The sequence below is a fragment of the Dactylosporangium sp. NPDC000244 genome (genome assembly GCF_040300725.1).
Lineage (GTDB): Bacteria > Actinomycetota > Actinomycetes > Mycobacteriales > Micromonosporaceae > Dactylosporangium.
The window spans coordinates 108,321-126,472 of sequence record NZ_JBEPEH010000037.1 but is presented as its reverse complement, the minus strand read 5'-3'; the positions used below and the strand labels follow the sequence as shown (position 1 = coordinate 126,472).

At 74.4% G+C, this 18,152-nt stretch carries 16 protein-coding genes, 1 rRNA gene and 1 pseudogene; 15 read left to right on the top strand and 3 right to left on the bottom strand.

All coding sequences use genetic code 11. The annotated features are described in order from the left end of the window. A 5S ribosomal RNA gene (gene rrf, locus ABT369_RS42360) occupies positions 1-93 on the top strand; the annotation flags it as partial. 620 nt (positions 94-713) lie between these two features. On the opposite strand, the gene ABT369_RS42355 is transcribed toward rrf, so the two are convergent. Continuing rightward, positions 714-2,255 carry a hypothetical protein gene (locus tag ABT369_RS42355; RefSeq protein WP_350621387.1) on the bottom strand — a complete coding sequence of 514 codons (1,542 nt, stop codon included), beginning with the start codon at positions 2,253-2,255 and terminating at the stop codon, positions 714-716. A gap of 186 nt (positions 2,256-2,441) precedes the next feature. Between ABT369_RS42355 and ABT369_RS42350 the strand changes: the two genes are divergently transcribed. Together ABT369_RS42350 and ABT369_RS42345 are read left to right on the top strand one after the other, a co-directional pair. Further along, positions 2,442-3,245: a hypothetical protein gene (locus ABT369_RS42350; protein ID WP_350621385.1), complete on the top strand. Its 804-nt coding sequence runs from the start codon at positions 2,442-2,444 to the stop codon at positions 3,243-3,245. Further along, positions 3,242-4,234, top strand: coding sequence for an HAD-IIA family hydrolase (locus ABT369_RS42345; RefSeq protein WP_350621383.1), 993 nt, complete (start codon positions 3,242-3,244; stop codon positions 4,232-4,234). The genes ABT369_RS42350 and ABT369_RS42345 overlap by 4 nt, the downstream gene beginning before the upstream one ends. 60 nt (positions 4,235-4,294) lie before the next feature. Here the strand turns inward: ABT369_RS42345 and ABT369_RS42340 are convergent, their stop codons facing one another. Next, the gene (locus ABT369_RS42340) at positions 4,295-4,633 is read right to left on the bottom strand and encodes an SCP2 sterol-binding domain-containing protein (protein ID WP_350621381.1); all 339 of its coding nucleotides are present in this window, start codon (positions 4,631-4,633) and stop codon (positions 4,295-4,297) included. Between the two features lie 109 nt (positions 4,634-4,742). Between ABT369_RS42340 and ABT369_RS42335 the strand changes: the two genes are divergently transcribed. From ABT369_RS42335 to ABT369_RS42310, 6 genes and pseudogenes are all read left to right on the top strand, one after another. Then, positions 4,743-5,351 (top strand): phasin family protein, encoded by a 609-nt coding sequence (locus ABT369_RS42335; protein ID WP_350621379.1) that lies wholly within the window; start codon positions 4,743-4,745, stop codon positions 5,349-5,351. Next, positions 5,348-5,554, top strand: coding sequence for a hypothetical protein (locus tag ABT369_RS42330; protein WP_350621377.1), 207 nt, complete (start codon positions 5,348-5,350; stop codon positions 5,552-5,554). Before ABT369_RS42335 ends, ABT369_RS42330 begins: the two co-directional genes overlap by 4 nt. 22 nt (positions 5,555-5,576) lie before the next feature. Then, a complete protein-coding gene (locus ABT369_RS42325; RefSeq protein ID WP_350621375.1) occupies positions 5,577-6,374 on the top strand; it encodes a TlyA family RNA methyltransferase in 798 nt (265 codons plus the stop codon). 82 nt (positions 6,375-6,456) lie between these two features. Then, positions 6,457-7,350 (top strand): NAD kinase, encoded by an 894-nt coding sequence (locus ABT369_RS42320; RefSeq protein ID WP_350621373.1) that lies wholly within the window; start codon positions 6,457-6,459, stop codon positions 7,348-7,350. A 120-nt stretch (positions 7,351-7,470) separates the two neighbouring features. Beyond that, positions 7,471-9,231, top strand: a complete 1,761-nt coding sequence (gene recN, locus ABT369_RS42315; protein WP_350621371.1) for a DNA repair protein RecN — start codon at positions 7,471-7,473, stop codon at positions 9,229-9,231. Positions 9,232-9,454: 223 nt separating this feature from the next. Beyond that, positions 9,455-9,874 (top strand): annotated as a pseudogene (locus ABT369_RS42310) (DedA family protein); the annotation flags it as partial. Positions 9,875-9,994: 120 nt separating this feature from the next. On the opposite strand, the gene ABT369_RS42305 reads toward ABT369_RS42310, so the two are convergent. Further along, on the bottom strand, positions 9,995-10,213 hold the full coding sequence (locus ABT369_RS42305) for a PASTA domain-containing protein (RefSeq protein ID WP_350621369.1): 219 nt from the start codon (positions 10,211-10,213) through the stop codon (positions 9,995-9,997). A gap of 206 nt (positions 10,214-10,419) precedes the next feature. On the opposite strand from ABT369_RS42305, the gene steA reads away from it, so the two are divergent. Genes steA through ABT369_RS42275 form a run of 6 tightly spaced genes read left to right on the top strand, consistent with a single transcriptional unit; the run spans position 10,420 to position 18,136 of the window. Further along, positions 10,420-11,592 (top strand): putative cytokinetic ring protein SteA, encoded by a 1,173-nt coding sequence (gene steA / locus ABT369_RS42300; protein WP_350621367.1) that lies wholly within the window; start codon positions 10,420-10,422, stop codon positions 11,590-11,592. A gap of 12 nt (positions 11,593-11,604) precedes the next feature. Continuing rightward, entirely contained in the window at positions 11,605-12,552 is a 948-nt protein-coding gene (locus ABT369_RS42295) for a copper transporter (RefSeq protein WP_350621365.1), read from the top strand. Then, complete coding sequence (locus ABT369_RS42290; RefSeq protein WP_350621363.1) at positions 12,542-13,351, top strand: hypothetical protein; 810 nt, start codon at positions 12,542-12,544, stop codon at positions 13,349-13,351. The genes ABT369_RS42295 and ABT369_RS42290 overlap by 11 nt, the downstream gene beginning before the upstream one ends. Then, positions 13,348-14,913, top strand: coding sequence for a murein biosynthesis integral membrane protein MurJ (murJ, locus tag ABT369_RS42285; protein ID WP_350621361.1), 1,566 nt, complete (start codon positions 13,348-13,350; stop codon positions 14,911-14,913). The genes ABT369_RS42290 and murJ overlap by 4 nt, the downstream gene beginning before the upstream one ends. Beyond that, positions 14,913-16,010, top strand: a complete 1,098-nt coding sequence (locus ABT369_RS42280; protein WP_350621359.1) for a glycosyltransferase family 4 protein — start codon at positions 14,913-14,915, stop codon at positions 16,008-16,010. Before murJ ends, ABT369_RS42280 begins: the two co-directional genes overlap by 1 nt. Continuing rightward, entirely contained in the window at positions 16,010-18,136 is a 2,127-nt protein-coding gene (locus ABT369_RS42275; RefSeq protein ID WP_350621357.1) for a hypothetical protein, read from the top strand. The genes ABT369_RS42280 and ABT369_RS42275 overlap by 1 nt, the downstream gene beginning before the upstream one ends. Positions 18,137-18,152 lie beyond the last annotated feature (16 nt).

Genomic DNA, 18,152 nt, shown 5'->3' with positions numbered 1-18,152 from the left:
ACGCCCGGTCCCATTCCGAACCCGGAAGCTAAGCCCTCCAGCGCCGATGGTACTGCACCCGAGAGAGTGTGGGAGAGTAGGACGCCGCCGGACAATCATTCGATCAAGGGCCGCCCGTCTGGGCGGCCCTTGATTCGTTTTACCGGGTCGAACGCATACGGCGTACCCCGGTCGGGAAGGATGAAGTCGTGAACATGCCACACGACGGCGACGGCCAGGAGCGGCGGCCGCGCAGGGATGACTCTCACTCCCGCGGCGGCGATCGGCCGCGCGGGAACTCTCGCGACGATCGGGCCGGCGGCCAGTCGCGGGATGACCGTGGCCGGGGTGAATTCCGGGGTGGGCGTGACGGTGACCGTCCGTCCCGGGACCGCGGCGAGCGGCCGAATCGTGACGGCGGTGGGTACCGCGGGGATCGGCCCAGCGGCGGCGGATTCCGTGACCGTGACCGGGGCGACCGGCCCACCGGTGGCGGCTTCCGCGACCGTGGCGACCGGCCCACTGGTGGCGGCTTCCGCGACCGTGGCGACCGGCCCACTGGTGGCGGCTTCCGCGACCGTGGCGACCGGCCCACTGGTGGCGGGTCCCGTGACCGTGGCGACCGGCCCACTGCTGGCGGGTCCCGTGACCGTGACCGGGGTGACCGGCCCACCGGCGGCGGGTTCCGCGACCGGGAAGGTGGCGGCTATCAGCGCCGGGACGGTGACCGGCCCTCAGGGTTCCGGGACCGTGACGGTGGAGCTCGTGGGGACCGGCCGAGTGGCGGGTTCCGGGACCGCGATGGTGGCCCGCGTGGGGATCGGCCCGAGCGGCCGTACCGCGGGGATCGGGACGGCGGCGGGTACCAGCGGCGTGATCGCGACGGCGACCGGCCCAGTGGCGGCGGGTTCCGTGGAGATCGGCCGGCCGGTGGCGGCTTCCGTGACCGGGGTGACCGGCCCACCGGTGGTGGGTTCCGCGACCGTGATGGTGGCGGCGGGTACCAGCGGCGTGATCGCGACGGCGACCGGCCCAGTGGCGGCGGGTTCCGCGACGGTGGCGACCGGCCCAGTGGCGGGTTCCGTGACCGTGACCGGGGTGACCGGCCCACTGGTGGCGGCTTCCGTGACCGTGGCGATCGGCCCAGTGGTGGTGGCTTCCGCGACCGTGACCGTGGCGACCGGCCGGCCGGTGGTGGGTTCCGTGACCGTGACCGTGGCGATCGGCCCACTGGTGGCGGGTTCCGTGACCGTGGCGATCGGCCGAGTGGTGGCGGGTTCCGTGACCGCGATGGCGGGCCGCGCGGGGATCGGCCGTCCCGGGATCGGGACGGTGGCGGGTACCAGCGGCGCGATCGCGATGGGGACCGGCCCTCGGGATTCCGGGACCGTGACCAGGGTGACCGGCCGAGCGGTGGCGGCTTCCGTGATCGTGGCGACCGGCCCAGTGGCGGCGGGTTCCGTGACCGTGGCGACCGGCCCACCGGTGGCGGGTTCCGTGACCGTGACCGGGGTGACCGGCCCAGTGGCGGGGGCTTCCGCGACCGTGACCGTGGCGACCGGCCCACCGGCGGTGGCTTCCGCGATCGTGGGGACCGGCCGAGCGGTGGCGGGTTCCGGGACCGTGACCGTGGCGATCGGCCCACTGGTGGCGGGTTCCGTGACCGTGGCGACCGGCCCACTGGTGGCGGGTTCCGTGACCGTGGCGACCGGCCCACTGGTGGCGGGTTCCGCGATCGTGGCGATCGGCCCACTGGTGGCGGGTTCCGTGACCGTGAGGGCGGCGGCTACCAGCGGCGGGACCGTGACGGCGACCGGCCCGGTGGCGGCTTCCGCGACCGGGATCGGGACCGTGGGCGGGACACCGGCGACCGTGCCGGCGGGTACCAGCGGTCCGAGGGGCTGCGGCGCAGCGATGCCGGTGGGTACCGGCCGCGCAGCAGCGACCCCGGGTTCGTCAGCAGCGAGGACACTGGCGAGGAGACCGTCAGCCGCGTTGCCGACCCGGTGCTCGCCGACGACATCGATCCGTCGGAGCTCGACCGTGAGGTGCGCTCGGAGCTCAGTTCGCTCGCCCGGCCCGTCGCCGAGGAGGTTGCTCGCCGGCTCGTTGCCGCCGGGCAGCTGATCGACGACGACCCGGAGCTGGCGCTCGCGCACGCGCTCGTCGCGCGGCGGAAGGCGTCGCGGATCGCCGTCGTGCGGGAGGCCGCGGGGCTCGCGGCGTACCACGCCGGCGAGTGGCAGACGGCGCTCGGGGAGCTGCGGACGTACCACCGGATGTCGGGTAAGCAGACCCACATCGCGGTCATCGCGGACTGCGAGCGGGCGCTCGAGCGGCCGGAGAAGGCGATCGATCTCTTCCGGACGGCGGATCGGGAGCGGCTCTCGGCCGAGGAGATCGTCGAGCTGCTCATCGTCGCCGCCGGGGCACGCGGGGACCTGGGGCAGACGGACGCGGCGGTGGCGATGCTGCAGGTGCGCGAGCTGACCTCGGCGCCGGATGCGCCGTGGGCGGCGCGGCTGCGGTACGCGTACGCCGATGCGCTGCTGCGCGCGGGTCGGCGGGAAGAGGCGCGGGAGTGGTTCGCCCGGGCCGCGGACCTCGACGAGGACCTGCGCACCGACGCGGCCGAGCGGCTGCTCGAGCTCGACGGGATCACGCTCGACGGCGACGCCGACGCGGATGACGACGAGGAGTCCGAGGGCGGCGAGGGTCGTGCGGCCGGCCGCGACGATGACCGCGACGAGGACGAAGACGACGACCGCGACGATGACGACCGCGACGATGACGATGACGATCGTGACGGCGACGACTACGACGACGAAGACGATGACGACGTAGACGACGACGATTACGACGACGAGGACGATGAGGACGACGACGACCTCGACGACGATGAGGACGACGAGGACGCGGACGACTACGACGACGAAGAAGACGACGACGAAGACGACGAAGACGACTACGACGATGACGACGACCTCGGCGACGATGAAGACGACGAGGACCGTGACGATGCGGACGACTACGACGACGAGTCGGACGGCGACCACGACGATGCCGGCCGTGCGCCCGCGGACTCCGAGGACGCCGACGACGATGACGATGACGACGCCGATGACGATGTCGACGGGGACCACGACGGTACGGACGAGAAGGAGGCGGCCGGCCAGGACGCCGGCGGCTCCAAGGCGGACGACGACGGCCCGGACGACTCCGACGCCAAGGGCGGGGACGCCGGCGGCGAGAAGGGCCGGGCGTGAGCGACGCGCAGGCGGGTGACCTGGTCGGGCACTACGACCTGGTGATCTTTGATCTCGACGGGGTGCTGTACCTCGTCGACCAGGTCATCCCCGGCGCGGCGGAGGCGTGCGCGAAGCTGCGCGAGCGGGGGATCCCGAGCGCGTACGCGACGAACAACGCCTCGCGGCTGCCCGGCGACGTCGCGGCCCTGCTCACGCGGATCGGCATCCCGGCGGAGACGCGCGAGGTCGTCACCTCGGCGCACGCGACCGCGCTGCTCATGGCGGAGCGGTTCGAGCCCGGCACGCCGGTGCTGATCCTCGGGGCGCCGGCGCTGCGCGATGAGGTCGTCGCCGTCGGGCTCACGCCGGTCACGGAGGCGGAGCAGGCGCGGGTCGTGGTGCAGGGGTACGGGCCGGACGTGCGGATGCGCGATCTCGGCGACGCCGCCGTGGCGATCCGGGGCGGCGCGGCCTGGATCGCGACCAACGCCGACAAGACGCTGCCGTCGCCGCGCGGGCCGCTGCCCGGCAACGGGTCGCTCGTGGTGGCGATGGCCACGGCGCTGGGCCGGCAGCCGGACACGATCGTGGGCAAGCCGGACCCGGCGCTGTTCGTGGAGGCGGCCCGGGAGCGGGGTGCTCAGCGCCCGATCGTGGTCGGGGATCGGCTCGACACGGACATCGAGGGCGCGTACCGGGCGGGGATGGACAGCCTGCTCGTGCTCACCGGGGTGTCCGACGCGGCGGAACTGCTCGCGGCTCCGGTCGAGCGGCGCCCGACGTTCGTCGCCGAGGATCTCGGCGGGCTGTTCGAGGACGCGGCGGCCCAGCCGTCGGGGTGGCGGGTCGAGGACCGTGACGGGCAGTGGTGGCTGTCGGGCGACGGCCGCCGCGTGGACGCCCTCAACGCACTGTGCCAGGTCGCTTGGGCGGCGGGGGAGGTGCGGCCGGTCGTCGGGGACGGCGAGGCCGCGCAGGCCGCGCTCAAGTGGCTGAAGCTGGTCTAGGACCGGCAGTGGCAGGACCGGCCCGGGCGCGTTGCGCCGGGCCGGTCGGAGCGCTTCGGCTCAGAGGAGCTTGCGCAGTTTCAGCAGGTCCATCATGCCGGCGTCGATCTTGATGCGGCCGCTGGTCCACGCCTGCATGACGTTGAGCCGGCCGTTGACGAGCGCGACGAGGTCGTCGCCGCTCGAGGTCAGCTTGATCTTCGCGCGCGGGTCGTCGCCGTCGGTCAGGTCGGTGATCTGGCCGCCCTGGAGCCGGCCGTGGAAGGCCACGTTCAGGTCGGTGACGCGGCAGGCGAGGGTCCGGTCGAAGTCGAGCTTCTCCCGGGCCTGGGCGGCGTTGGCGGCCAGCCGTTCCGCGAGCTTCTCCAGAGCGGCGCGACACTCTTCAACCGTTGCCATGCGCGAAAACCCCGCCTTTCGCTGGTGCTGTGGAATGTGACGGTACCGTACGGCTTCGCGGCACGCCCGGTAGCGTGATGGCGTACACCACTTGGAGGAGAGACGCAATATGGCGCAGGAAGCATGGCGGGCGTACCTGGAGCTCGCCTACGGCATGACCGAGGCCACCACGAAGAAGGCGACGAAGACGGTCCGGCGCCTGGTCGGCAAGAGCGGCGCGACCGCCGAGCAGTTGCAGACGATGGCCGAGGACCTGCTCAAGGCCGGCTCGGCGAACCGTGATGCGCTGACGAAGCTGGTGCGGTACGAGCTGGATCGGGCCCTCGGCGCCGTCGGACTGGCCACCGCGGACGAGGTGTCGGCGCTGACGTCGCGGGTGCACGAGCTCGAGGCGCAGCTGAAGGAGGCGACGATCGCCGCGGTCGCGCCGCCGCACGAGCCCGCGCCGCCGGTCGGCGCCGAGGCGATCGCGGAGGCTCCGGAAGCCGTGGCGCCGGCGAAGGCGGTCGCGAAGAAGACGGTGGCGAAGAAGGCCGCGGCGCCGGCGAAGGCGGCCCCCGAGGCTCCGGCGGCTCCGCCCGCGAAGGCCGCGCCGGCGAAGAAGGTGGCGGCGAAGAAGGCGATCGAGACCGTCGCGGCGGCCTCTGAGGTCGGGCCGGCGTCGGACAAGCTGCCCGTGAAGAAGACCGCTCGCGCGCCCCGGAAGACCGCGTCGTGACCGCGCCCGTGCCTGGTCCCGGCCCCGGGCCGGTGCCCGGGCCGATGCCGGGCCCGCCCGGTGCCGGGGTGCTGGGCCGGGTCGAGGCGGCGGTTGCGGCGTTGGGCGATGTAGCGTCGCTTCCGCTGCGGCAGCAGGTTTCGGTGTACACCGAAGCCCATCGCACGCTGCAGGAGACGCTGGGCACGATCGAGGAACGCTGAGCTTTCAGGGAGCTGCTGGCAGATGGCGCGCCGGAACCGACTCGACGCCGAGCTCGTGCGCCGGGGCCTGGCCCGCTCCCGGGAGCAGGCGGCGGCGCTGATCGCCGCGGGCCGGGTGGAAGTGCGGGGTACGGCCGCCGGGAAGGCCGCGGCCCAGATCGACCCGGCGGACCCGGTGCGGGTGCTGGAGGCGGCGGAGGACGAGTACGTCTCGCGGGGCGGGCACAAGCTCGCCGGGGCGCTGGACACGTTCGCCGGGCTGCCGGTGGCGGGCCGCCGTTGCCTCGACGCGGGCGCGTCCACGGGCGGGTTCACCGACGTGCTGCTGCGCCGGGGGGCGGCCACGGTCGCCGCCGTCGACGTCGGCTACGGCCAGATCGCGTGGTCGCTGCGGACCGACGAGCGGGTGACGGTGATCGAGCGGACCAACGTGCGGACGCTGGAGCCGGAGCAGATCGGCGGGGTGTGCGAGCTGACCGTTGCCGACCTGTCGTTCATCTCGCTGAAGCTGGTGCTGCCGGCGCTGGCGGCGTGCACGGCCCCGGACGGGGACCTGGTGCCGATGGTGAAGCCGCAGTTCGAGGTGGGCCGGGAGGCGCTGGGCGACCGGGGTGTCGTCCGCTCGCCGCAGCTGCGGACCGCGGCGGTGCTCGACGTCGCCGCCGCGGCCGCCGGGCTCGGGCTCGGGGTGGCCGGGGTCGCGCGCAGCCCGCTGCCGGGGCCGCAGGGCAACGTGGAATTCTTCCTGTGGCTGCGCCGCGACGCGCCGCCGGTCGACCCGGGCGTGGTGCAGCAGGTCGTCGAGGGAGTGGTGGCGTGAGCGGTCCGGAGCGAAGCGGAGGGGCCGCTCACCATGGGCACAGCTTTGTCGTGCCGTCACCGGAGCTTGCGGAGGTGGCGGCATGAGCGATCGTGAGGCGTTGCTTGTTGCGCACACGGGCAAGGCCAGCAACAACGATCATGCCCGGACCGTGGCGGCGGATCTGCTCGACAGCGGTTTCACGGTACGAGTCCTGGCCGACGAGGCTCCCGAGCTGGCCATTCCGCGGGCCGTGCCGGTCAGCGGGGAGGCGGCCGCGCAGGGCGTCGAGATCGTCTTCGCGCTCGGCGGGGACGGCACGCTGCTGCGTGCGGCGGAGCTGGCCCGGCCGGCGAAGGCGCCGCTGCTGGGCATCAACCTCGGCAAGGTCGGGTTCCTGGCCGAGGCCGAGATCGGCGACGTCGACAAGGCCGTGCGGGAGATCGTCGAGGGCACGTACACGGTCGACGAGCGCCTCACCATCGACGTGACCGCCGAGCACGCGGGGCGCCTGGTCGGCAACTCCTGGGCGCTCAACGAGGTCACCGTCGAGAAGGGCGCCCGCGAGAAGATGCTGGAGCTGCTCGTGGAGGTCGACGGGCGGCCGTTGTCGCGGTACGGCTGCGACGGCGTCGTCTGCGCGACGCCGACGGGCTCGACGGCGTATGCGTTCTCGGCCGGCGGGCCGGTGGTGTGGCCGGAGCTGGAGGCTCTGCTGCTGGTGCCGATCTCGGCGCACGCGCTGTTCAGCCGGCCGCTGGTCATCTCGCCGGACTCGACGATCACGGTCAACGTGGAGCCGTTCACGAGCTTCGCGCTGCTGTCGTGTGACGGCCGGCGGGTGATGGACCTAGCACCCGGCTCGACGGTGACGGTCCGGCGCGGAGCACTCCCCGTCCGGGTGGTTCGCCTGCGGGAGCGTCCGTTCACGGATCGTCTCGTGGCGAAGTTCGGGCTGCCCGTGGAGGGCTGGCGGCACAACAAGCGCCACGGCTGATGCGTCTGCGTGATCTTACCTTTACGCAGTGTGACGAGCGGGCCGTGGCCACAACAAACGGCACGGCTGACGGCCCGGCTGAGTGGAGAACTGTCGTACCCCGCAGCTAGTGTTCCTTCCGTGCTGGAGGAACTCCGCATTACCGGACTCGGCGTGATCGAAGACGCCACCCTGCCCCTCGGCCCGGGCCTGACGGTCATCACGGGCGAGACCGGCGCGGGCAAGACCATGGTCGTGACGAGCCTCAACCTGCTCTTCGGCGGCCGCGCCGACGCGGGCCGGGTGCGCGCCGACCCGGGCCGGGCCACCGTCGACGGCCGGTTGACGCTGCCCGCGCACGTGCGGGCCGCGGTGGAGAGCCGCATCGCCGACGCGGGCGCCGAGGTCGACGACGATGGCACGCTGCTCATGAGCCGCACGCTGACCGCCGAGGGCCGCTCCCGGGCGCACGTCGGCGGCCGGACGGTGCCGGTGTCGCTGCTGTCGGAGGTCGGCGAGCGGGTGTTCGCCCTGCACGGCCAGTCGGACCAGCTGCGGCTGCTGCGCCCGGCCGAGCAGCGGGCCTCGCTGGACCGGTATGCGGGTCCGGAGCACGAGAAGCTGCTGGGGCGGTTCGCGGAGCTGTACAACCGCTGGCGGGCCGTCGAGGACGACCTGGCCGACCGGCGGGCCAACGCGCGGCAGCGCAGCCAGGAGGCGGAGCTGCTCAAGCTCGGCCTCGACGAGATCACGCGGGTCGACCCGCAGCCGGGCGAGGACGAGCTGCTGCGCGAGGAGGCGCAGCGGCTCGAGCACGTCGAGGGGCTGCGCTCGGCGGCGCAGCTGGCGCACGTGGCGATGTCCGGCACCGGCGACGGCGGCGACGAGGTGGCCGACGTGCTGAGCCTCATCGCGACGGCCCGGCGCACCCTGGAGGCCCAGGCGGGCGTCGACCGGGTGCTGGGCGAGCTCGCGGCGCGCCTCGACGAGGTCGCCACGCTCGCGGGCGACGTCTCCACCGAGCTCGGCACCTACCTGGCGTCCCTCGACGCCGACCCGGGGCGGCTCGAGGAGGTCTACGAGCGGCGGGCGGCGCTGCGGGCGCTGACGCGCAAATACGCGGAGGACGTCGACGGGGTGGTGGCCTGGGCCGATCGCGCGCGGACCCGGCTCGCAGAGGTGGACACGTCCGACGAGCTGCTCGAGGAGCTCGACCGGGAGCGGCAGCGGCTGCACGGCGAGGTCGCGGAGGTGGCGGCGGTGCTGTCGGCGGCCCGGCACGAGGCCGCGGGCCGGTTCGCGGCGGACGTGACGGTGGAGCTGGCCGGGCTGGCGATGCCGCACGCGCGGATCGAGGTCGTGGTGGGGCCGAAGGCGGCCGGGAGCGGGCCGAGCATCGCGACGGCGGCCGGGACGGACAGCGGGGTCGGGCCCGACGGGGCCGACGACATCGAGCTGCGGTTGCTGCCGCATCCGGGGGCGCCGTCGCAGCCGCTGCAGAAGGGCGCGTCGGGCGGCGAGCTGTCGCGGGTCATGCTGGCGATCGAGGTCGTGTTCGCCGGGGTCGGCGGGCCGCCGACGCTGGTGTTCGACGAGGTCGACTCGGGGGTCGGTGGCACGGCCGCGGTGGAGATCGGCAAGCGGCTGGCCCGGCTGGCGCGTGACCATCAGGTCCTGGTGGTGACCCATCTGCCGCAGGTCGCGGCCTTCGCGGACCGGCATCTGGTGGTCGCCAAGGACACCGGGGGCGCCGTGACGACGAGTGGCGTGACGGTCGTGGAGCACACGGACCGGGCGCGGGAGCTGGCGCGGATGCTGGCCGGCCTGCCGAACTCCGACCTGGGGATCGCCCACGCCGAGGAGCTGCTGTCGGTGGCGGACCGGGAGAAAGCGCAGGCGTAAGGGCTGGGCATCGCGCACGCCGAGGGGCTGCTGTCGGTGGCGGACCGGGGGAAAGCGCAGGCGTAAGGGCTGGGGATCGCGCACGCCGAGGGGCTGCTGTCGGTGGCGGACCGGGGGAAAGCGCAGGCGCAGGGCCGTTGTTGGTGGCGGACCGGGGGAAAGCGCAGGCGTAAGTTCGGTTGGGCGACGTCTCGCGTTCGATTCGTCGCCCTACGTTTTGATCGTGATAGATGCGGTCGCCGGGTCGCCCTGGGTGCTGCTCGCGGTCTTCGTGATCGCGGGGCTCGACTCGCTCGTGCCGCTCTCGCCGTCCGAGACCACGCTCATCACCGTCTCCGTGCTCTCCGGCGCGACCGGGCGGCCGTGGATCGTGCTCGTGATCGTGGCGGCTGCCGCCGGGGCGTTCGCGGGGGACACGGTGGCGTACCGCATCGGGACGCGGCTGCGGCGGCGGGCCCGGGAGCGGGACGTCTACGCGTGGGTGCGGCGCACGCTGGACGCGCACGGGGGACAGGTGTTCGTCTTCGCCCGCTGGCTGCCGGGCGGCCGGGCCGCGTCCGCGCTGGCCGCCGGGGTGGTCGGGTACCCGGCGGGGCGCTTCCAGGCGTGGACGGCGGCCGGGGCGAGCCTGTGGGCCTCGACGGCGGGGCTCATCGGTTTCGGCTGCGGGATCTACTTCGACGGCGTGATCTGGAAGGCGCTGCTGTTCGCCTACGCGGCCGCGGCGGTGCTGCTGGTCGCCGCCGAGGCGCTGCGGAGGCTCTCAGCAGCGGCCGACCAGGAGGTTGACGCGGGTGCCGACGGGCGCGACGGTCAGCGCCAGGGTGGACTGCTCGAGCACGATCATGGCGCCGGCCGGGCCGATCTCGCGGACCACTCCGAGCTCGAGTCCGGCGGCGCGTAGGGCGGCCGAGGCCTCGGCCGGGGTCTTGCCGGCGAGGTTCGGCACGCGGGTCAGGCGGATCGACGACAACGTCCCCATCGGGTGGCCCCCTTGGTTTCCTGCGGTGCAGATGAGAGGGGCTCCCGGGGGTCGTAAATACGCGCCCGGAGTGTCGGGTGGGCGACATTCCGTGATGGACATCGAGGGTGACCGGCGTCACGCGGAAACGTGAAATGGGGCGTACCACCTGCTCGTGGACATGTCGTGCGCGGCTTTCGTCGGCCGTCCATGCCAGGATGGTTCTGATGCGACTTCCAACCTTGCGCCGCACCCGGCCCGCCGAGCCGGGTGCCATCGCCGGCGTCGTGCGACTGGATCGGCGGACGAAGCGCCTGGTGGGGCGGCTGCGGCCGGGTGACATCGCGGTCATCGACCACGTGGACCTGGACCGGGTGGCGGCCGACTCGCTGGCCGCATCCGGGGTGGCGGCTGTGCTCAACGCGAAGCCGTCGGTCTCGGGGCGGTATCCGAACCTGGGACCCGAGGGGCTGATCAAGGCGGGCATCCCGCTCGTCGACGACCTGGGCGAGGATCTGTTCGACCGGCTGCGCGAGGGCGACTCGGTGCGCATCGAGGGCGACACCGTGTTCGTCGGCGAGGAGGCCGTGGCCAAGGGCGTGCGGCAGGATGCCGAGACCGTCGCCGAGTCGATGGCCGACGCCCGCGAGGGGCTGTCGGTGCAGCTGGAGGCCTTCGCGGCCAACACGATGGAGTATCTCAAGCAGGAGCGCGCCCTCCTGCTCGACGGCGTCGGCGTGCCGGAGGTCCAGACGCAGATCGCCGGGCGGCACTGCCTCATCGTGGTCCGCGGCTACGACTACAAGGCCGACATCGACGTGCTGCGGCCCTACATCCGCGAGTACAAGCCGGTGTTGATCGGGGTCGACGGCGGCGCGGACGCACTGGTCGAGGCCGGGTACACGCCGGACATGATCATCGGCGACATGGACTCGGTCAGCGACGACGTGCTGCGCTGCGGGGCCGAGGTCGTCGTGCACGCCTACCCCGACGGACGCGCCCCGGGCCTGGCCCGGGTGCAGCGCCTCGGGGTGGAGGCGATCACCTTCCCCGCCGCGGCGACCAGCGAGGACATCGCGATGCTGCTCGCCGACGAGAAGGGGGCGTCGCTGCTGGTCGCGGTCGGCACCCACAACACCCTCATCGAGTTCCTCGACAAGGGCCGCGGCGGGATGGCCTCGACCTTCCTGACCCGGCTCAAGCTGGGCGGCAAGCTCGTCGACGCGAAGGGGGTCAGCCGGCTGTACCGCCAGAGCCTCTCCGGCTCCTCGCTGGTCCTGCTGCTGGCCTCGGCGATCGCCGCGATGGCCGCGGCGCTCGCGGTCACCACGATCGGCCGGGCGTATCTCAGCGTCATCGCCGAGTGGTGGGACAACCTGATCTTCACGCTGTTCTCGTAGACGGGGCTCGCTTTGATCAACTTCCGGTACCACGTGGTGTCGCTGGCGGCGGTGTTCCTGGCCCTGGCCATCGGCCTCGTCGTCGGCACCGCGGCGGCCAACGGCCCGTTGACCGAGAACCTCAACGAGCAGGTCAACACGCTCACCGACGACAAGCAGCAGCTGCGCGACGACCTGGAGCAGGCGCGGGCGGAGCTGAAGAAGAACGCCGACTTCGCCAGCGAGGCCGCGCCGGCGCTGCTGGCCGGGAAGCTCCCGAACAAGAACGTGCTGCTGGTCAAGCTCGACGGCAGCGACAGCGGCGACGTGAACGCCGCCACCGACGGGATCGCCACGATGCTCGGCACGGCCGGGGCCAAGGTCGCCGGGACGGTCACGATCAAGGACAAGTTCACGAACCCGGCCAGCAGCGCCAACCTGCTCGACCTCGCCGAGTCCTCGGCCCCGGCGGCCGTCAGCGGCGCGCTGCCGACCCAGTCCAACGCGGTGGACACCGCGTCGGCGCTGCTCGCCGCGGTGCTGTTCGGCAAGGCCGGCACCCCGCAGGTCGAGGGCACCCGCACGGTGCTGTCGGCGTTCGAGAGCGGCGGGTTCATCGGCCTCGACGGCGACTTCAAGGCCCCGGCCGAGGCCGCGATCATCATCGCCGGGGCGCCCGCGAGCGGCAAGGACGCCAAGGACCGCAACGCCGCCGTGCTGACCCTCGCCACCCGCTTCGACATCTCCGCGAGGGTGATCGTCGCCGGCCTGTCCGCCAACGGCCTGGTCTCCACCGTCATCGGCGACGCGACCGTGGTCAAGTCGATCTCGACCGTGGACAACGCCGTCACCGCCTACGGGCAGGTCGCGGCGGTCATGGCCCTCGCCGAGCGGATCGGCGGCAAGTACGGCCACTACGGCAGCGGCACCGGCGCGACCAGCCTGCTGCCGAAGACGGCGAGCGTGACCAATGGCTCGTAGGCGGATCCTGAGCGCCCTGGCCGGGCCGGTAGGCGGCGGTGTCGCCCGGGCGGTGCTGCGCGCCCTGCAGGACCACCCGAAGCTGGCCCGCACCAACTTCCGCGGCCGCGGCGTGTCGCTGGCCGGCGGGCCGGCGCTGGCCGCCGGGGCGACCGCCGGCGCGATCGTGCACCGGCCCGAGCACGCGGCCGCGAGCGCGATCGCGGGGCTGGGGTCGGGGGCCGTCGGGCTCTACGACGACCTGGTCGGCGGCCGGCCCGAGCACGCGGCCAAGGGCTTCCGCGGCCACCTCGGCGCGCTGCGGGAGGGCCGTGTGACCAGCGGCCTGGTGAAGATCGCCGGGGTCGGCGTGGCCGGGCTCGCCGCCGCCGCGCTGCTGCCCCGCAAGCGGGCCGTCGACGTCGTGCTCGGCGCCGGCGTGATCGCGGGCGCGGCCAACCTGTTCAACCTGCTGGACCTGCGGCCGGGGCGGGCCCTCAAGGCCGGCATCGCCGTCGGCACCCCGCTGGGCGCGTCCGGCCCCCTCGGCGCCGCGGGGGCGCTGCTGCCCGCGGACCTCGACGAGGAGATCATGCTCGGCGACGCCGGGGCGAACGCGCTCGGCGCGCTGCTCGGGGTGGCGTACACGGCGCGGACCGGCACGTTCGGGCGGCTCGCGGCCCTGGCCGGGATCGTGGCCCTGACCGCCGCCAGCGAGAAGGTCTCGTTCACCAAGGTGATCGAGGCCAACCCGGTGCTGAACCGGATCGACCAGTGGGGCCGCCGGAAACCCTCCCCGTATCCGCGCCCGCGCGGGTGACGAGGAGCAGGATCTTCGGGGCGGCGGCACTCGTCGCGAGCCTCACCCTCCTGAGCCGGATTGCCGGATTTGCGCGCATTCTGGTGTTCAACTCGTCCGTCGGGCCGACCCGGCTCGGCGACGCGTACCAGGCCGCCAACACGATCCCGAACATCATCTTCGAGCTCGTCGCGGGCGGCGCCCTGGCCAGTCTCGTCGTGCCGATGCTCGCGGGCCGGGACAAGGCGGCCGTCGGGCGCACCGTCGGCGCCCTGCTCACCTGGGTCGTGCTGATCCTGACCCCGGTCGCGCTGGTCGTCGCCCTGCTCGCGCACCCGCTGGTCGGGCTGCTCACCAGCGGGCAGCCGGCCGAGGTCGTCGACGCCGGGGCGAAGATGCTGCGGGTCTTCGCGCCCCAGCTGCCGCTCTACGGTGTCGGGATCGTGCTCACCGGGGCGCTGCAGACGTACCGCCGCTTCGCCTGGCCGGTCATCGCGCCCCTGCTGTCGAGCCTCACCGTGATGGCCGTGTACGTCGCCTTCGGCGTGGTCGCCGGGCGCGGGGCGGTCCTGTCGAGCGTGAGCGGCTCGGAGCTGCTGCTGCTCTCCGGCGGTACGACCCTTGCCGTCGCGGTGCTGTCGCTCTGCCTGGTGGCCCCGGTGGGCCGGCTCGGGCTGCGCATCCGGCCCACGACCCGGCTCGACGTCGGCGCGATGGCCACCCTGCGGCCGCTGGTCGTCGCCGGGATCGTCACCGTCGGCACCCAGCAGCTGGTGCTGGGCCTGGCCATCAACCTCGTCAGCTACAGCCCGCAGGACGGGGCCATCGTCGTCTACAGCCTCGCCCAGACGATCTTCCTGCTGCCGTGGGCGGTGCTCGCGGTGCCGGTGGCCACGACGGCGTACCCGGCGCTCGCCGAGCACGGCGCGGCCGGCGACCGGGCCGGGTTCGCCGCGGCCCTCGCCCCGGCCGTGCGGGCCGTGGTCCTGCTGTGCAGCCTCGGCGCCGCCGCGCTGATCGTGCTCGCCCGGCCCATCGCCGTACTGCTCGCCGCCGCCTCCTCGCACCCGCCCGCCGTCGGGCCGCTCGCCGGCGGGATCGCCTGGTTCGCGCCGGGGCTGCTCGGCTACGGCCTGTTCGCCCTGCTGTCGCGGGCCCTCTACGCGGGCGGGAACGCGTACCCGGCGGCCGTGGCCACCGCCGTCGGCTGGGCCGCGACCGCGGTCGCGGCCCTGAGCCTGGCCACCGCGCTGCCGATCGAGCAGCGCATCGCCGCCGTGGCCGCCGCGAACTCCATCGGCATGCTCGTGCTCGGCGGCGCGCTGCTCGTGGCCGTCGGCCGCCGGGCCGGGCGCGCGGCCCTCGCCGGCACGTTGCGCACGGTATCGATCGGCGTCGCCGCCGCGGCCGTCGCGACCAGCGCCGGGCTGCTCGTGCGCTCCCACCTGGTCACCCCGGGTGCGGGCGGGGCCGTCGTGCAGGGCATGCTGTGCGGAGTCGTGGTGGCGGTGGTGTTCCTCGCCGGGGCGGCCCTCGCGGACCGGCAGACCCTGCGGCGGCTTGTCAGACGAAGGGATGGGTAGTGGGCGCCCGCATCGCGTTGGTCCTGGCCTCCAGCACGGGCGGCATCGGCCGGCACGTCGGCATGCTCGCCGAGGGCCTGGTCGCGCGCGGCCACGAGGTCAGCGTGCACGGCCCGGCCGCGACCGAGGAGGCCTTCGGCTTCGCCGCCCGCGGCGCGCGGTTCGTGCCCGTGGAGATCCCGCCCAGCCCGCAGCCCGGCGACGTGCTCGCCGTGCGCGCCCTGCGCCGCAGCGTCCGCGACGCCGACGTGATCCACGCCCACAGCCTGCGCGCCGGGCTCGTCGCCGCGCTCGCCCGCGCCGACGCCACCCCGCTCGTGGTCACCTGGCACAACCTCGTCCTCGCGACCGGCCTGCGGGCCCGGCTCTACCACCCGCTCGAGCGCCGGGTCGCCCGCGCCGCCGACGTCACCCTCGCCGTGTCCAGCGACCTCGCCGCCCGCGCCACCGAGCTCGGCGGGCGGGACGTGCGGCTGGCGAAGGTACCGGCGCCGAAGCCCCGGCCCGTCGCCCACACCCCCGAACAGATCCGCGAGGAGCTCGGGGCCGAGCCCGGGCAGCCGCTGGTGCTCGCGGTCGGGCGGCTGCACCCGCAGAAGGGCTTCGAGACGCTCGTCTCCGCCGCGGCGCGCTGGCGCGACCGGGACCCGGAGCCGTTCACCGCGATCGCCGGCAGCGGGCCGTCCTACATGTCGCTGGCCCAGCGCATCTCCGTCGAGCACGCGCCGGTCCACCTGCTCGGCCACCGCGACGACGTGCCCGACCTGCTCGGCGCGGCCGACCTGGTCGTGGCGACCAGCGTGTGGGAGGGCCAGCCGCTGTTCATCCAGGAGACCCTGGCGGCGGGTGTACCGCTGGTGTCGACCGCCGTCGGCGGCGTGCCCGAGGTCGTGGGCTCCGCCGCGCGCCTGGTCGCGCCGGCCGACGTCGACGCCGTGCACGACGCCGTCGTCGAGCTGCTCGACGACCCCGAGGCCCGCGCCGAGCTGGCCCGCCGCGGCCTGGACCGCGCGGCCGCCTGGCCCACCGAGCACGACACGATCGACCAGGTCGAGGCGGTGTACGCCGAGCTGCGCGCCGCCCGCGGGGGGAGCTGATGCGTCTCTGGCTGCACCGGTTCTCCCCGGCGCTGCTGGCGCTGCTGGCCGGCCTCGCCGGCGTGGCCGGACTCATCCCGCGCCCCGCCGCCGTCCCGGCCCAGCCGACCGCGGACTACGTGATCGTCGTCGGCGTCGCCGGGCTGCGCTGGGACGACGTGAACGCGTCCGACACCCCGGCGATGTGGCAGATGGCCCAGGGCGGCGCGATCGGGGCGCTGTCGGTGCGCTCGGCCCGCCGGATCACCTGCGCCGGCGACGGCTGGCTGACCCTCGGCTCCGGCAACTTCGCGATCTACACCCCGGGCGCGGTCACCCCCGTCTGCCCCGGGCTCAACGTGTCGATCAACCAGAACGTGACCAGCGCGACGCTGCCCGACCAGAGCGACATCGTCACCCGCAACCGCAACCTGCACTGGGGCGCCCAGCCCGGGGCCCTGGCCGAGGGCGTGCGCTGCACCACCGCGATCGGGCCGGGGGCGGCCCTGGCGGCGGCGCGACCGTACGGCCGGGTCGACAGGTACTCCGAGGGCCTCGACGACGGCCAGCTGGACTCCTGCGCCCTGACGCTCGTGGACCTCGGCGAGATCGCCGGCGACGACCCCGTCTCCCGGGCCACCGACGCCCGCCGCGCCGATGCCGCGCTCGCCGGCATCCTCGCCGCCCGCCCTGAGCACTCGGTGGTCGTCCTCGCCGGGCTGTCCGACCTCGACGCCACGAGCCGGCTGCACGTGGCGATCGCCCAGGGGCCCGGGTTCACGGGCGGCTGGCTGACCTCGCCGTCGACGTCGCGGCCGGGGTACATCCAGGTCGTTGACCTCGCCCCGACCGCCCTCGCGGCCCTCGACCGGCCCCTGCCCGGGCGGCTCTTCGCCGGCGGCGCGGCCTCGACCAGCGCGAGCGGCCGGCCGGCGGACGTCGCCGCGGCCGTGAGCCGGCTCGCCGACGCCGACCGCGAGGCGAGCATCCAGCGCCGGGTCGGCACCAACTTCTTCACCACCCTCGTCGTCGCCGAGCTGCTGCTGTTCCTGGCCGTGGTACCGCTGCTGCAGCGCGCCCGCCGCCCCGCCGGCCCGCTCACCCACAAGCCGATCCCGCGCGCGGTCGTGCGGGCGGCCGAGGTGCTGCTCATCGCCGCGTCCCTCGCCGTGCCCGCCGCGCTCGTCGCCGACCTGCTGCCCTGGTGGCGCTGGTCGGGGCCGGGCCTCGGCTTCGGCGGGGTGACCCTGGCCGTGACCGGCGTGGCGACGTTCGCGATCGCGTTCCTGAGCCGCCGCAGCCGCGCCATCGCGCCGCTCGGCGGGGTCGCGGCCGTCGCCGCGCTCGCCGTCGCCTTCGACGTGCTGACCGGGTCGCGGCTGCAGCTCAACGGGGTGGCCGGCTACTCGGCGGTGGTCGGCGGCCGGTACGCCGGCGTCGGCGTCATCGGCCTGGGCCTGCTCGTGACCGGCGCGCTGCTCGGCGGGGCCGCGCTCGCCCAGCGCTTCGAGCGCCGGTGGAGGCCGTTCGTCATGGCCGTGATCGGGGCGGTCGGGGTGGTGGTGATCGGCAGTCCGTACCTCGGTGCCGACGCCTCCGGCGCCGTGGCCCTCACCGCCGGCATGTGCGTGGCGGCGGCCATGGCCATCGGCGGCTGGCTCACCATCACGCGCCTGCTCTGGGCCGCGGCCGCGGCGCTCTTCGTGAGCTCGGGCTTCGCGATCCTGGACCTGTTCCGGCCGGAGGAGCAGCGCAGCAGCGTCGGCCGCCTGCTCGTGCGCACCCAGGACGGCACCGCGGGCTTCATCGCCCGGCGCATCGCCGAGGCGGACGTGGTCACGACGGTCACCAGCCCGCTGACGGTGCTGGTGCTCGGGTGCGTGCTGTACGCGACGTTCGTCCTGCTGCGCGACTGGGGCGGCCTGCGGCGGCTGCTGGGCGTCTTCCCGCCGGTCCGCGCGGCCCTCTCGGGCCTGGTGGTGGCGTGCCTGCTGGCCGGCGTCGTGGAGGGCGTGTCGTTCAACGTGCTCGGCGCCGCCCTGGCCACGGCCCTGCCGCTGGTGGTGCTGTCGTGCCTGCGCGTCCTCGAGCACGCCGACGACCGGACCCCGGCTCCGCGCGTCTCCGAGGCGGCGCTGGAGAGCTGATCCCGGGCATTCCCGA